Origin of the sequence: Sphingopyxis sp. GW247-27LB (assembly GCF_002277025.1) — a bacterium.
In the GTDB taxonomy this organism is placed as follows: Bacteria; Pseudomonadota; Alphaproteobacteria; order Sphingomonadales; family Sphingomonadaceae; genus Sphingopyxis.
On sequence record NZ_NIWD01000005.1, the window covers coordinates 1 to 15192 of the forward strand.

12 protein-coding genes are annotated in these 15192 nt (G+C 59.4%); 7 read left to right on the forward strand and 5 right to left on the reverse strand.

Annotated elements, in window-relative coordinates:
* The 4 genes from CD928_RS04515 to CD928_RS04530 form a co-directional block, all read left to right on the forward strand.
* Window positions 1-687, forward strand: a 687-nt coding sequence (locus CD928_RS04515; RefSeq protein ID WP_141237085.1) for a TonB-dependent receptor, incomplete at its 5' end; no start/stop codon positions are given.
* A 111-nt stretch (window positions 688-798) separates the two neighbouring features.
* The gene (gene istA, locus CD928_RS04520; protein WP_095385560.1) at window positions 799-2313 is read left to right on the forward strand and encodes an IS21 family transposase; all 1515 of its coding nucleotides are present in this window, start codon (window positions 799-801) and stop codon (window positions 2311-2313) included.
* Window positions 2300-3028: an IS21-like element helper ATPase IstB gene (gene istB, locus CD928_RS04525; protein ID WP_095385564.1), complete on the forward strand. Its 729-nt coding sequence runs from the start codon at window positions 2300-2302 to the stop codon at window positions 3026-3028. The genes istA and istB overlap by 14 nt, the downstream gene beginning before the upstream one ends.
* Window positions 3029-3296: 268 nt before the next feature.
* Window positions 3297-3950: an NADP-dependent oxidoreductase gene (locus CD928_RS04530; protein WP_176473449.1), complete on the forward strand. Its 654-nt coding sequence runs from the start codon at window positions 3297-3299 to the stop codon at window positions 3948-3950.
* A gap of 47 nt (window positions 3951-3997) precedes the next feature.
* Here CD928_RS04530 and CD928_RS04535 read toward each other — a convergent pair whose 3' ends face one another.
* From CD928_RS04535 to CD928_RS04545, 3 genes are all read right to left on the reverse strand, one after another.
* A complete protein-coding gene (locus CD928_RS04535) occupies window positions 3998-4843 on the reverse strand; it encodes an SDR family NAD(P)-dependent oxidoreductase (RefSeq protein WP_095385570.1) in 846 nt (281 codons plus the stop codon).
* An 89-nt stretch (window positions 4844-4932) separates the two neighbouring features.
* Window positions 4933-5979 (reverse strand): CaiB/BaiF CoA-transferase family protein, encoded by a 1047-nt coding sequence (locus CD928_RS04540; RefSeq protein ID WP_095385573.1) that lies wholly within the window; start codon window positions 5977-5979, stop codon window positions 4933-4935.
* Between the two features lie 57 nt (window positions 5980-6036).
* Window positions 6037-8283 (reverse strand): TonB-dependent receptor, encoded by a 2247-nt coding sequence (locus tag CD928_RS04545; RefSeq protein WP_095385576.1) that lies wholly within the window; start codon window positions 8281-8283, stop codon window positions 6037-6039.
* Window positions 8284-8312: 29 nt separating this feature from the next.
* Between CD928_RS04545 and CD928_RS04550 the strand changes: the two genes are divergently transcribed.
* Entirely contained in the window at window positions 8313-9752 is a 1440-nt protein-coding gene (locus CD928_RS04550) for a CaiB/BaiF CoA-transferase family protein (RefSeq protein ID WP_095385579.1), read from the forward strand.
* An 84-nt stretch (window positions 9753-9836) separates the two neighbouring features.
* Window positions 9837-11126 carry an MFS transporter gene (locus CD928_RS04555; RefSeq protein ID WP_176473450.1) on the forward strand — a complete coding sequence of 430 codons (1290 nt, stop codon included), beginning with the start codon at window positions 9837-9839 and terminating at the stop codon, window positions 11124-11126.
* A 6-nt stretch (window positions 11127-11132) separates the two neighbouring features.
* On the opposite strand, the gene CD928_RS04560 is transcribed toward CD928_RS04555, so the two are convergent.
* The gene (locus tag CD928_RS04560; protein ID WP_095385584.1) at window positions 11133-11939 is read right to left on the reverse strand and encodes a FadR/GntR family transcriptional regulator; all 807 of its coding nucleotides are present in this window, start codon (window positions 11937-11939) and stop codon (window positions 11133-11135) included.
* 228 nt (window positions 11940-12167) lie between these two features.
* On the opposite strand from CD928_RS04560, the gene CD928_RS04565 reads away from it, so the two are divergent.
* The gene (locus CD928_RS04565; RefSeq protein WP_095385586.1) at window positions 12168-12860 is read left to right on the forward strand and encodes a pentapeptide repeat-containing protein; all 693 of its coding nucleotides are present in this window, start codon (window positions 12168-12170) and stop codon (window positions 12858-12860) included.
* 302 nt (window positions 12861-13162) lie between these two features.
* Here CD928_RS04565 and CD928_RS04570 read toward each other — a convergent pair whose 3' ends face one another.
* Complete coding sequence (locus CD928_RS04570; RefSeq protein WP_095385589.1) at window positions 13163-15181, reverse strand: FAD-dependent oxidoreductase; 2019 nt, start codon at window positions 15179-15181, stop codon at window positions 13163-13165.
* Window positions 15182-15192 lie beyond the last annotated feature (11 nt).

Consider the following 15192-nt stretch of genomic DNA (forward strand, 5'->3'; position numbering starts at 1 on the left):
TGCGTGAACCTGAAAAACATTCTTGGCCAGATCGAGGCCGATCGTGGTAATCTCCATGGTGGATGGCTCCTCTGCTCGGGTTTGCATGACAGCAACCCATCTTGGCACCTGGATGCCGTGAGCGGGAGCCATCCACCTCATCCGCTTTATTCTGACTTCGTAACGTTGAGTCCCAGCGCCGCACTTCTTGACGACATTATCGCGGGCTCGCTGCTCGGGCTCGAGAATAGTTCTGGACGCCCATATAGCCCCGCTACGACAGTCGCCTTTATCGATAACCGCGATCGCAATATCGCGCGACAGATCTACCAAGGCATTGACCTCGCCGTACGTTACCGCATCGATCTGGGCAGCGGCGATACGGTCACGCTCACGGCTGCAGGAAGCTTACTCAAGAGCCGCCAGCAGCTTCTTGCCGGACAGGCATGGACGCCCCTTGCGGGCACGCTTTTTCACCCGGCGCGCTTCCGAGCTCGCGGCGGCGTGGCCTACAGCGGCGGACCCCTGTCGCTCGCCGCCTACGTCAGCCACATGAGCGCGCTCGACGACAATCGGCAATCAAGATCGGTCCGCGTTCCCGCTTTTACGACGCTTGACCTTACCGCTGGATTACAGATCGGCACTGGCACCCACGTGTCGCTCGCAGCGCTGAATATTCTCGACGCCAAACCGCAGGCGATCGCCTGAGGATCAGCGTGCAATAGGCACCCCCGTCGGGGGGTGATCGGCGTGTAAAAAGGACCCCTTCATCCCGAGGATTTAGGCGGCTGACTGGTTTGATCAGTTGGCGAGAACGGGATGTTGGTAGTGGAGACAGTGGTTCGGATTCGGCGTGAGCATGCGTCTGGGAAGGCGATCAAGGCGATCGCCCGTGATCTTCGGTTATCGCGCAAGGTGGTCCGGAAGGCGATCCGGTCGCCGGAGGCGGCGTTCAACTACCAGCGCACAGTCCAGCCTTTACCGCGGATTGGCCCCTATCAGGAACGGCTCGATGCGCTTCTCGAGGAGAACGAGGCGCGAGGTCGCCGCGACCGGCTGCGGATGACGCGTATCCATGATCTGCTTGCGCGCGAAGGGTTCGAAGGTTCTTATGATGCGGTGCGCCGCTATGCGGCGCGCTGGCGTGTGACGCGCCGGAAGGATGCGGGCGAAGGTGCTCCGGCCTTCATCCCTATGACCTTCCATCCTGGCGAGGCTTATCAGTTCGACTGGAGCCACGAGGATGTAGAGATCGCCGGCAAGCCGCTGCGGGTAAAGGTTGCGCACGCTCGTCTCTGCGCATCGCGCACGCCTTACGTCCGGGCCTATCCGCGTGAGAGCCAGGAGATGCTGTTCGACGCTCATGCTCGGGCGTTCGCTTTCTTCGGCGGCGTGCCGCGGCGCGGTATCTACGATAATATGAAGACGGCGGTGACGAGCGTGTTCGCCGGTAAGGAGCGCGTGTTCAACCGCCGCTTCCTGATCATGACCGATCATTACATGGTCGAGCCGACGGCCTGTTCACCAGCAGCGGGATGGGAGAAGGGCCAGGTTGAGCAGCAAGTCCAGACGATCCGGGGCCGCTTCTTCCAGCCGCGGCTTCGGTTCGCCAGCCTAGCCGAGCTCAACGGGTGGCTGGAGGCGGAGTGCCGACGCTGGGCCGAGCATCACGCCCATCCCGAGCGCAGCGACATCACCGTCGCCGAGGCGCTGGAGATGGAACGACCGGCCCTGCAGCCGATCCTGGCACCGTTCGACGGCTTCCATGAGAGCGAGCACGCCGTCACCGGAACCTGCCTCATCAGCTTTGATCGGAACCGCTACTCGGTCATGTCGACGGCCGCGCGCCGGACCGTGCAGGTGCGTGCCTATGCCGATCGCATCGTCATCCGTTGCGGCGAAGAGATCGTCGGGGAGCATGAGCGCCACTTCGGTCGGAACCGCACCATTTACGATCCTTGGCATTATCTCCCGGTCCTCGCGCACAAGCCCGGCGCGCTCCGTAATGGCGCGCCGTTCCAAGACTGGGATCTGCCGCCCGCGCTGCATCGATTACGGCGAAGGTTGGGCGTCGGGGACGAGGCAGATCGCAGGTTCGTGCGGGTATTCTCGGCGGTGCTCACCGATGGTCTGGAGTTGGTCGAAGCTGCCACGCGCGAAGCGCTGGCGACCGGAACGGCCAGCGACGAGCTGATCCTCAACATCCTCTCGCGGCACAGCGAGCCGGCGACGCCCCATAGCATCGTCACCTCGGAAGACCGGATGCTGCGCCATCCTCCGGTTGCCGACTGCGCTCGCTATGATCTGCTGCGAGGCTATGATGCAGCGGCATGATATGATCGATACGATGCGTGGCCTTGGCCTCAAGGGTATGGCTGCGGCGTTCGACGAGGCCGTCACCACCGGCCTCCAACGCAAGCGCACCATTATGGAGATACTGACCGACCTGCTCCGCGCGGAAGCGACCCACCGGGATGCAGCCTCGATCCGTTATCGCATGACGGCGGCCAGGCTACCCGTGGTGAAGGATCTGGAGCGGTTCAGCTTCGACGGCACTCCGATCAATGAGGAGATGATCAGGTCCCTTCATGATGGCTCCTTCCTGCCATCCCGGCGCAATATCGTGCTTGTCGGCGGCACGGGGACGGGGAAGACCCACCTTGCCATCGCGATCACAGCCAATGTCGTGCGAAGAGGCGCTCGCGCCCGCTACTTCAACACCGTCGATCTGGTGACACGCCTCGAAGAGGAGACCCGGATCGGCAAGGGCGGGACCCTGGCGGCGCAGCTGTCGCGGCTCGACCTGATCGTGCTCGACGAGCTTGGATATCTGCCGTTCGCACGCTCCGGAGGGCAGTTGCTGTTCCACCTCATCAGCAAGCTTTATGAGCGCACCAGCGTCATCATCACCACGAACCTCGCGTTCGGCGAGTGGCCCACCGTCTTCGGCGATCCCAAGATGACCACGGCGCTGCTCGACCGCGTCACCCACCACTGCGATATCGTCGAGACGGGCAACGATAGCTGGCGCTTCAAAAACCGCAGCTGACCGCCACCTTCGCCGCCTTCAAAAATCTATCTTGCGCTGCGTGCGCCTCCGGGCGGGCTACGCCCGCCCTCCGCCGCACGCAGCGCAAGGCTCACCTCGACAAACCCCTATCATATCCGCAAGGGGTCCTTCTTCGACGCCGATCGGGGGTCCCGTTTGAACGCCGTTTGACAATCTGGTTCGCGGAGATTTGGGGTGGAGCACGCACGCGAATGTAACGGGTGACAATGTCGAGCGTCTTGATCGCAGTATCTTTGAGATCCTGCCCTTGACCTCGGCGCTCGGCGCACTGGGTCCGGCAGGTTTAACCGCTTATTTCGGACTATTTGATATTGCGAAGATCCAGCCGGGCGAGACAGTCCTGATTTCGTCCGCTGCCGGAGCCGTTGGTACCATTGCCGGACAGTTGGCGAGAGCGCATGGCTGCAATGTTATTGGGCTCGCAGGTTCCGATGAAAAATGCGCGGACCTTACCGCTACATTCCAACTTGATGCGGCGATCAACTATCGGACCTGCGACAATCTGGACGAGGCGATTCGCGCTGTTAGCCCCGACGGGCTCGACGTTTATTTCGACAATGTCGGTGGAGCGATCACTGACGCCGCAATCCGTTCGATGAAAATCAGAGGACGAATCGCCGTCTGCGGGCAAACAAGCGAATATAATTCCAAGAGCGGCCGCGGCTGGACCGAAACAACGTCCATCATCACCAGGCGGTTAAAAGTCGAAGGCTTTATTCTGTTTGATTTTCAGGATCGTTTTCTCGAGGCTTCGCAGCACGTCAGTGGCCTGCTCCATTCCGGCGAACTGGTCGAAAAGCCGACTATCATCGCCGGCATTGAGAATGCTGCGACGGCCTTTGTTTCACTGTTTGCGGAAAATTCCGCTGGACGCGTGATAATCGATGCCGGCTATCGATAACAGGACCACCCCCCGTCGCGAAAACCTACTTCGCGGGAATTCGAAGGTTAGGCTTTGTCAGCTTCTCCGGTGCTGCTCATGCGGAAACCGGTTGTTGCGGACGCATCGGCGTGAGGGAACAGGCCCGGCCCCCAGGCGAGCAGGCCACCGTCGACCAGCAGTGTCGTTCCGGTGACGAAGCGCGATTCATCGCTACCGAGATAAACTGCGGCATAGGCAATGTCGTCGGGCTTTCCGGTATCTGGCCACGGCTGCTTGCCCTTCATGAAAGTCTTCATATCGTCCTCGGTCTTCACCGTTGCGATCAGCGGGGTCTGGATACCGCCCGGCGCGATCGCATTCACCCGGATGCGGTCGGCGGCGAGCTGAATCGCCGCATTCTTGCAAAGATTGATCACACCAGCCTTTGCCGCCGAATAAGCGGCCGGGCCGCTGCCTCCGGCCAGTCCCGCGGTGGACGCGGTGTTGATGATCGATCCGCCGCCCGTCTCACGCATGGCCAGTGCGCCATATTTGGTTCCCAGAAACACCGAACGCAGCAATATCGCGAAGCTCCTGTCCCATTCTTCGAGGGTCGTTTCGGTAATCATGCCCATCGCGCCGCCGACGCCGGCATTATTGAAGACGACGTCCAGCCTTCCGAAATCCGCCATCGCGAGGTCGATCATCGCCTTGACCTGATCCTCTTGACTGACATCGACACGGATGAAGCGAACCGCGTCGCCGAATCCGTCCGCCTTAGCCTTATCCAGCGTTTCCTGCCCCGTTTGCGGATTGAGATCGGCGATCACGACCTTCGCGCCCTCGCGTAGATACATGTGTACTGAAGCCTGCCCCATGCCGCTCGCGCCGCCCGTGATGACAGCCACCTTGCCAAGCAATCTCTTCGCCATGTCATTCTCTCTCCAACTTGCCCCAACTCACCACGTAATGGGGGTTTTAGTTATGGTGCCAATCACAGGTTGTCGATGGCCGATGCTTCTCAAGGGTGAAACGACGGACGCGGTTTGTCATTGACTGTAACGGAATAGCGGGGTGCCGGCGCAGGCTGGACATAGCCGCCGACCTCGACATAGGTGCCGCGCGCCACATTATGCGGGTGATGTGGCGCATCCGTCATAGACAGGACAGGAGCAAAACAAACATCGCTGCCCTCCAGGATCGCGCACCATTCAGCCTGCGTCTTGGCACGGAAGATCGCGGCAAGCTTTGCCTTTAGCTGCGGCCAGGCGGTGCGGTCATGCTGATTATCGAAATCGGGATCGTCGGCGGTCCCGGTTTTCTCGCGCAGCAGCGCATAAAATTGCGGCTCGGCGGCGGCAATCGAAATCAACTTGTCGTCTGCGGTTTCGTAGACCTCGTAGAAGTGACATCCTGTGTCCATGACATTAGAAGCAGGTATGTCGAGCCAGGCCCCTTGGGCATGAAAGCCCATCACCATCCCCATGAGCAGCGCCGTCCCGTCGGTCATCGCACAATCGATCACCTGACCGCGGCCACTGGCGCGAGCCGCCAGAATGGCCGAGACCATGCCGAACGCCAGCAGCATGCCCCCGCCGCCGAAATCACCGACAAGGTTGAGCGGGATCGCTGGAAGCGCATCACCGCGGCGATTGGCGTTCAGTGCGCCGGTCAAGGCAATATAGTTTAGGTCATGACCTGCCATTGCCGCATAGGGTCCATCCTGCCCCCAGCCGGTCATGCGGCCCACGACCAGCGCTGGATTCGCATCCAGCAGCACTTCGGGGCCAATCCCAAGCCGCTCGATTACGCCGGGACGAAAACCCTCGATCAACCCGTCAGCATGACGCACCAGTTCCTTTACTGCCGCTACACCCTCGCTCGTGCGCAAATCGACCGTGCGCACCTCGCGCGAGCGGGCGAGGACATCATAGGGATCGGCTGTCACCCCCGGCCTTTGCACGCGAATTACGGTTGCGCCATTGTCAGCAAGCATCATGCCTGCAAATGGGGCGGGGCCAAGTCCGGCCAGTTCGACAATGGTGACGCCGGAAAGCGGTCCGGACATGAGTGTCTCCTGCAGAAAAAGGCGGGCAGCGGGATATCCGCTGCCCGCATGGGAGGATCAGCGTTTCACGATGAACTGCAATGCGACGGTACGGGGCATGTTCGCGACGCCGAGCGACGCTCCTGGGATCAGCGATCCTTGTCGGGCATAGGCGATATATGTGCGGTCGAGCAGATTCTTTCCAACCACCGCCACCTGCCAGCTGCCGTCATCGGCGCCGATAGCCAGGCGCGCATCCACAAGGCCATACGACTCGCCCTTGGACACGATCGCCGAGTTCGGGACGGGCCCGACTCCCAGGGTAGCGAACGGCGTATTGTAGAACACGCTCGATTTGAATTGAACCCCGACATCGGCGCTGAAAAGTAGGTCGGCGCCGACGCCGTTTTCGTAACCCAGATTCACATTGCCATTCCACTTGGGCGCGTTGACGGGGCGGGTGTGGTCGTTGAACCGGTTGCTGACGTCGATGCCGCGCTTGGCATCGAGATAGGTCACAGCTCCCGACAGGCGCAGATTGTCGTTCACCTGAAGGCGCCCCTCGGCCTCGACCCCGCGGGCGCGCAGGTCGAGCGGCGGGCTGTCATAGGTGAGGCCGTTGAACAGATAGTTCTGGAAGTCGCTTATATCGGTCTGGAACAATGCCAGGTTGAAGAAGCTGCGGCCAAAGCTCAGCTTCGTGCCGACCTCCCAAGTGTCGGCGACCTCGGGGCGGAAGCGTGCAGTGTCGGCTGATGTCGGAGAATTGAAGAATCCCCCGCCTTTGGTCCCGCGCGCGAAGGAAGCATAGATCAGCGCATCGCTGTTGAGTTTGTACTGCGCGCCGATCGATCCATCAAGGTTCGTCGCCGTGAAAGAGCGGTTGGTCGGCGCGATCGGCGGATATAGGACGCTTGCGAAGGGGCCCGGCTCGATGGTTTCACGAAAGAAACTGGCTTCGCGCTTTTCACTGGTGCCGCGCAGGCCGACGCTGACAGTCAGCGCATCGGTAATGTCGTAGTTCGCCTGCACGAAACCCGAGAAGGTGGTCGTTTTCTGATCGAAATTCTCGGCTATGGCACCAGTCAGCGGCACCTGCGCGGGCGGAAGGCTGCCCCTGCTCGACGCCACCGTCCGGTCGTAGAACCATTTCTCGTTCAGGAAGAATAGTCCGGCCACGAAGTTGAACGGCCGTTCCCCAGGCGACGTGAGACGCAGTTCCTGCGTGAACTGCCTGTTGCCGTTCGACAGCGGATAGGCGGTGATCCAGGTTCCGGGCAGGACGTCATTGTCGAATTGACGATCCTGGAGGAATTTGGAGTATGCCGAGACAGACGTGAGCGTGTAGTCGCCGAGACTATAGTTGATGGTTGCGATCGCCCGGCGTCCGGTATTGCGTTCATTGTTCTGATCGATCAGGTCGTCGTCCGATGCCAGCCGACGGTTGAGATTAGTCTCGAAGCCGAAGAAGCCTGCGGACTCAGCCCTCGATCGAGCTTCACCGAGGCGGTCGAGCACATATTCTTCGGCCGAACCGAGCACTTCGGTCCGATATTGCTGGTAGAGGAGGGTGACGTCGAGCGTGTCGGTCGGACGCCATTGCGCAACCGCACGCCCGGCGAGGCTGTTGGTGCGAATATATTTGTCGCCATTGAGCGTGTTTGTTACCCAGCCCTTCTGCAAAAGTGTCTGGCCGGAAAAGCGCACGGCGAGCGTGTCGCTGAATGGCACGTCGACACCGCCTTCGAGCAGGTGCGACCCGAGCGCCAACTCATAGGAGGCCAGGCCGTTGAAGGCGAAATCGCTCCCTGGCTTGCGGGTCGTGACACTGACCGCGCCAAGGCTGGTGTTTTTGGCGAGCAGCGAAGCCTGCGTCCCCTTGATGATTTCCACCCGTTCAGTGTCGAACAAGGGCTGATTATATTCCGCCTGACGCCCGGCGTAGGTCCCGTCGATGAAAAGCGCCACCGACTGTTCGAACACGTCTGCGCCAGGGCCAGTACCCAGACCGCGGACGAAGAATGTCGCGACATTGTTGGCGCCGCGCTGGACAGTGACACCACTCGCAACCGTGGCAAGATTGTCAAAGGTTGTGATAGCCTTCGCCTGAACGGTTTCACCGCCGAGAACGGCGATCGACATCGGCACATCCTGCAACGACTCCGTGCGCTTACGTGCCGTGACAACGATATCCTGCGCAGAAGTGCTCTCTGCCGCCTCAGCGGAATCCTGCCCGCTCGTTTCTGTTGATATTTGTGCATGTGCCGTGGTCGACACGGTCATGATAACCGCCACCGAAGTGGCAGCAAAAAAATTCGCCTTCATTGTCCTCTCCCTCGATCTGCTCCGCGTTCATGCGGGCAATTTCTTTTGATGCCGAGGTCGACAAAACATCATTTATCTATTGGTTCGACCATTCGACCTTGACATCTTTCAGCATTTGGTATGACCATGTCAAGCACGGATTGCGAAGGGGCAAAGGCTTGCGGCGCGATCGTCAAGGGCGCGAAAAAATCGCGTTTGATCTGGGAGACTGTTGCGTGAGCCAACTCGAGTTACCTGCTTATCATCCGCGTCCCGCTCAAGCCGAAGTGGCGTTGGAAGATATCCGCGTCGTTGATTTCACCCATTTCGTTGCCGGTCCATTCTGCACGATGATGCTGGGTGATTTGGGAGCGGATGTGATCAAGGTGGAGAATGCCGCCCGCGGTGATGACATGCGAATGGCGCAGCCACCGGAAATCGGTGGCGAAGGCGGACCGTTTCTCTGGGCAAACCGGAACAAGCGCAGCATCGGACTGGATCTTGCCAACGAAGGCGGTCGCGACGTTGCCCGGCAATTGATTGCGCAAGCGGACATCGTGGTGGAGAATTTCTCCGCAGGCGTGATGGAGAAATTCGGTCTCGATTATGCGAGTGTCGCGCCTGACAACCCCGGTTTGATCTACTGCTCGATCTCCGCTTATGGTCGCGATGGCCCCTTGGCCAAGCGGACTGGCTTCGACCCGATCGCCCAGGCCGAAAGCGGGCTGATGTCGATTAATGGTGCGCCAGACGGGCCTGCGATGGCGATTGGAACACCTCTCATCGATATCACTTCCGGCATGATGGCCGGCAATGCTGTCCTTGCGGCGTTGTTTGCGCGCAGCAGGACCGGACGAGGTCAGCTGGTTGAGGTTGCGATGTATGATCAAGCGATCACCATGCTCGCCTACCAAGCGACGAACTATCTGATAAGCGGCAGCAACCCTTCCAGGAGTGGCAACTTCAGCCGAACGACCGCTCCCGTGGGCGTTTTCAGTACGCGCGACGGCGATATATTCGTCTGCTGCGCTAACGAGCGCACCTACCAGCGCCTAGCCATCGACGTGTTGGAGCGGCCTGATCTCGTGGAAGATATCCGCTTTGCCACCAACGCGAGCCGCGCCGCCAATTATGATGTGATCATGCCACTGATCGCAGATATTTTTGCGAGCGAGACGCGAGCCACATGGCTTCAAAAGATGCGCGCAACCGGCGTTCCCGGAGCGCCCGTGGCGACTGTTGCGGAGGCGATGACCAGCGCTGAAATCCGCGAACGCGGTCTTGTCAGCCAGATACCACATCCGGTGGCCGGGATGGTGCCCAATATTGCTCCGCCATTTCGCTTGAACGGGACACCTGTCGCGGATCCCCGAGCCGCCCCGACGCTGGGACAGCATAATCATGAGGTGCTGGAACAAGTGCTCGGACTGGACAGTCGGGCCATCGAATCCGTGATTGCGAGCGGTGCGCTCGGTCGGAAGACAAACTGACACGACCCAATGGCCCCATGTGAACGTGGCGGCGGATATGCGGAGAGAATATTGATAGAACCGTGCTCAACGGACGCGCGTACGATGCACGTCAAGGTCGCCAGGGCATGGTATGTCGTCGGCATCTTGACGTTGATCTATGCGATATCGTTCGTAGATCGCTTCATTCTGGCGCTGCTCGCTGAACCGGTCGGACGCGAGTTGCAGCTAGGCGACGGCCAAATGGGTATCTTGTTAGGGGCCGGATTCGCAATAGTCTATGCCTTGGCTGGACTGCCCGCCGCACAGTTGATCGACCAGCGTGAACGCCGAAAAATCGTTACGCTCGGTGTTTCGCTATGGAGTGCAGGCACGGTCATTTCGGCCTTTGCAGACGGCTTTGCCATGCTCGCTACCTGCCGCGCCAGTGTGGCGCTTGGCGAGGCTGTGCTGACGCCAGCAGCCATTTCATTGATTGCCGATCTGTTTCCGGCGCATAAGCGTGCACTACCTATGTCGGTCTATGCATCGATGAGCGGGCTCATGACGATTGGATCATTCGTTATCGGCGGCGCGACGCTCGGTATTGCGACTTCTTTGGAAGCTCAAATCGGCCTCTCGCCGTGGCGCGGGACGCTCTTGATTGTCGGCTTTCCGGGTCTGCTGCTGGCCTTGCTGTTCTTCTTAACCGTTCGCGAGCCGCTGAGAAGCGGCGGTCCCGCGACCATCGAAGACACCGCGTTTTCGGCATTTCTGCGCTACCTCTCAGCAAAATGGAGGTTCTATCTGCCATTCTATCTCGGATCCGCGCTTCTCGTCATGTATGCCTATGCCAACCTTGCATGGTTGCCTACGCTGCTTGTACGAGCCCATGGCGCAGACCCCGCGACCGCGGGCTATCTCATCGGCCTGACATTGCCCGCCGCGATGTTCGGCATATTCTTCTTTCCTTGGCTATCGACCCGCCTGGATCGAGCTGGTGAAGGTACCGGCATCGTAAAGGCCTTTCTTATCGCTTCGATCGCGGGGGCACCTTTCCTCATACTCGCCCCCCTTGCCGGCACGACGACAACGCTGCTTCTGGGCGTTTCGGGAGGCATGATCTGTCTGGCGACCACAGGTTCGTTAGGCCCCTTGGCGATGCAGGCATTTGGACCAAGCCGGATGCGCGCGCGCCTGATGGCACTGTCGTTATTATGCACGAGTATGCTCGGCTTTGCGATTGGCCCAACGGCAGTCGGTCTCTTGTCCACACAATGGCAGGGAGATCCGATGTCGCTTGGACGCGGACTGTCGGTGCTGGGCATGGTCGCCGGCCCCGGCGCTATCCTATGCTTTGCATTGGCGCTCAGGGGAACGCGCCAGATGCTAACGGCGAACAATGCCATCGGCTAGGAGGCGCTAGCCGTTCCGCGTCATGTACCGGTTGCCAGCCGGGTGCCCGAATTCGTCGCGTAAACGCACCAAATGCTCCAACGAGATATCGGAAATCTCGTTGTGAACACGCACTGCCTCTTCCACGTCGCCTTGCTTCAGCGCGGTGAGGATTTCACGAAACGCAGGCGCTATAGGCAACAGCGGCACCGGCCCGGTCACCTTGCTATAGGCTCGTATGACTTCCGACATCGCAACTGTGATAGCTGAAAAGACTTCGTTTCCTGCAAATTCAGCGAGCTCGTTCGTGAAATCCACAATACGCTCGCGACGTTCCGGAACGTTGCCATCGTCGGTCAAAGCCTCGATCACGGCGATCTTCGGTATCAACTTGCCGAAATCGCCGGGGTCTGTCCGTTTGGCGGCAGCACGGATCGCTACCTCTCCTATCATACGCCGGGCATCCATGAATGTTTCCAACGAGACGCGGCCGAAATCAACCATATCACGGAATGACTGGCTGATCACACCGATCCCGCTTTCCACGACGAAAGCACCGCCACGACTGCCCTTGCGCAAATCAATCAGTCCAAACATTTCGAGGCTGCGCAACGCTTCGCGCACGGCCGTGCGGCTCACTGCAAACATATCGGCCAGTTCCCGTTCTGGCGGTAGCCGGTCGCCTGGATTCAGTTCGCCAGCTATCATTTGGGAGCGGATGCTGGCACAAATTTCCTCGAAAATCCGGCGAGTCTTGATCGGCTTATATTTTCCAGCCGGCGGCGCTCGCTTGGTGCGTTTCTTTTCGTCTGTCGACGATTTTTCGGAGGTCATGAGTATCTGGAACTCTACTTGATGATCAAATGATCCTCACCGTATCGCCGGGTCGGCCATGACACAAGCCGACCGCCGGATTGTATCAGGCCGAGCTAAAGAAAAAGCCATTTTATCTATTGCAAACGCGGATGCCGAAGCGCCCGTGCCGGACCAGAGGCGGCAGCAAGCTCGTGCCCATGCGCGGTGACAGTGGATAACACAGCGAGACCAAGCTACCAGTCCCCGATGGATAATCTGTTTTCCGATCGCTCCGTTTGCAAGCGGGCGTTGGCGCGAGCCGACATCGAGCACTTACTCAGACAATCATCACCCTCTCATCTGATCGACTGCGATCTGGAGGAAGCCGATCTTGCCGGCCTGGACCTGTCTGGTTGGACATTCGAGCGTTGCAGCCTGCGCCGCGCCGATTTCGCAGGCTCGAAGCTGGAAGGAACGACTTGGCGGTCGTGCCGCGCACCTCTTGCCCAATTTACCGGGGCCGATTTGAGCGATGCAACCGTTATCAGCTGCGACTTCAATAATTGCATCCTACGGCGATCGACCCTCGCCGCTGCGACCTTCGAGCGATGCAAGCTGACAGGCGCGGATATGTCGGAAGCCAAAGCCCTCGACGTTCGCTTTGAGGAAACCTTGCTGATCCACGCCAAATTGCCAGGATACTCTTTCCGCAAGCAAACCTTGAAGAAGATCGATTTCGGACAAGCCGATCTGCGCAAATGCGACTTTCGCGCTTCAATATTCGAGGAATGCAGTTTGCGCGATGCGGTCTTGACGGGTTCGCGCTTCGACGGCGCCGACTTGCGAGGCGTTGACCTCGGCGGCTTGCGGCTTGTCGATGCCAGCCTGTTTCGCGGTGCGACGATCTCACGCGAGCAGGCTGGCCAGCTCTTGAGCGAACTGGGGCTCAATGTGCGGTGAGGCCGAGCCATATCTTGCCGGATTGTGACTTCCGATCAATTGGCCTCACTTAGAGTGAGTTCGAAACCACCAAACAGCGAAATCCGCCGATCTGCGCTTGCAATGGGCGTCGTCGCCAAAGAAAAACCGTCAAATTAGCTTTGGCGGAAGAGATCGTCTGCCCTTCATGCAGTCGCATTCGAACAACGAACTCGTCGATAGTCGTATGTCCGCCTCGCTCAATGTCGCCCAGTTCGTAACCCCACGGGCAAGGAGCGCCGCGCATTTTTCCGCGACCGCTCATACCGGTCGTCCGCGGTGTCCTAAACTTGCCGAGCTACGTCATAGGCACGCGCGATGTTGGCGAAGATCGTGCCCGCGTTCTCCGACACGGCGTCATGTGCATCGCCTACGACGAAAGTTTCCGCGCCGATCCCATTCGCAAGTTCGAGCAGACTACGGTCGGACCGGCGATCACTAGCGAACACGATCGTGTCGATGCCGTCGAGAAGTTCTCGCCCGGCGTCTGTGACCAACCAGACGTCATCGTTCCCGCCGACCTCGATACCGCGCACATCCTTGACGCGCCGCACGCCCTTCGCGTTCTGCCGGTTCAGAAGATACCAGCGATCATGCCCCGCCAGTTTTTGGGCGAAATGGCCATGAGCCTCCGCTACGATCACGCTGCGGCCACCCTCAGATAGATAGTCGGCTATCAGCATTCCGTTCTGATCGCCGCCGATGACAAGGATATTGTTGCCCGGCTCCATATGGTCTTCAAGAAGCTCGTCGACCATCATAATCTGAATGTTGGCGGCCTTCATAACGATGTCGATCATATTTTGAGGCACTTCGGGGATGCTGCCGCTGGCTATGAAGACGACATCCGGAGAAATCGCGCGAAGCAGCGCTTCGTCGACAGTGGTTCCCAGCTTCACATCCACCCGATATTTTGCCAATTGCCCCTCATACCATGGAACAATATCGGCGATTTCCTTACGGCCCGGAATCATCGCCGCGAAATTCATCTGGCCGCCCAGCCGGTCGCGCCTTTCGCACAATGTTACGTCGTGCCCTGCAAAGGCTGTTTGACGCGCAGCCTCCATACCAGCCAGCCCACCACCAATAACCAGAACCTTCTTCGACGCATCTTTCGCGCTATCGCGAACATCGACGCAGACCAGTTCGCGTCCGACCCGAGGATTGACCACGCAGCTTGCGGCTCCGCCTCGACGTAGATGTTCGTCGATACAGCCGCGGCAATCCGCCAGGCAGGGCCTGATGTCCCCCAATTCGCCCCGACGAGTCTTGCCGAAAAAATCGGAGTCCGCAATCGAGGGGCGCCCCATGCACACAAAATCCGCTTTGCCCTCAACAACCAGATCGCGCGCCATGCGAGGATCCTTGATTCGTCCGATCGTGCCAATGGGAATAGAAACCGTCGGCTTCACCGCCGCGGCAAGATCGGTGTAGCACCCCTGCGGCTCATACATCGGGGGAATCGTCAGCTTGGGAGACCCGACCAGCCCTGCAGTTACCGTGATATAATCTGCTCCCGCCGCCTCGGCTAACGGGGCCAGGCGACAGCTATCCGCGAGCGTCCAACCATCTTCGCCGAGATAGTCATCGCCATTATATTTGAGACCGACCGCTATGCGGTCGCCCACAGCCGCCTTCACGGCTGCGACGATACGAAGGAGAAAGCGGGTACGATTTTCGAAAGAACCACCATATTCATCAACACGGCGATTAAACAGCGGAGTGAGAAAGTTGCTGATAAGATAGCCGTGCCCCGCATGTATTTCGACGAAGTCGAAGCCGGCTTCGGCAACCCGCGTCGCGCCTTGCGCGAAATAGCCGATAATCTGTTCGATTTCTTCCAATTCCAATGCGCGGTTGACCTGGGCGGTCTTGCGCCCGCCCCCGTCTGCGCGTGCATTTCGGACGTTCGACGACAAGCCGGAGGGTGATAACAGGTCGCCACCCGGGCCAGTTCCTTCCGTACCGCCGCCGTTCCAGAGCTGAATGCCAAATTTCGTGTCATATTGATGGATAGCGTCGACCATTCGCCGCATCGAAGGAATAACGTGGTCGCTATAGAGTGCCAAGCCGTTGATCCGCGTGGGCACTTCCGGCGGTATGACCTGCGAGGCGCCGATCGCCATCATGCCCGGCTCACCCTTCGCCCGCTCAGCGAAATATGCGATCATTCCGGGAGTTACTTCGCCGTTTTCATCGACCTCAATGCCTGACGACATCCCGGCCATCATCAGACGATTGGCGACCTGCATCGGGCCAACCTTCATGGGCTGAAAAAGCTCTGGTAGAAACTCCATCGTCATCTCCCGTAATT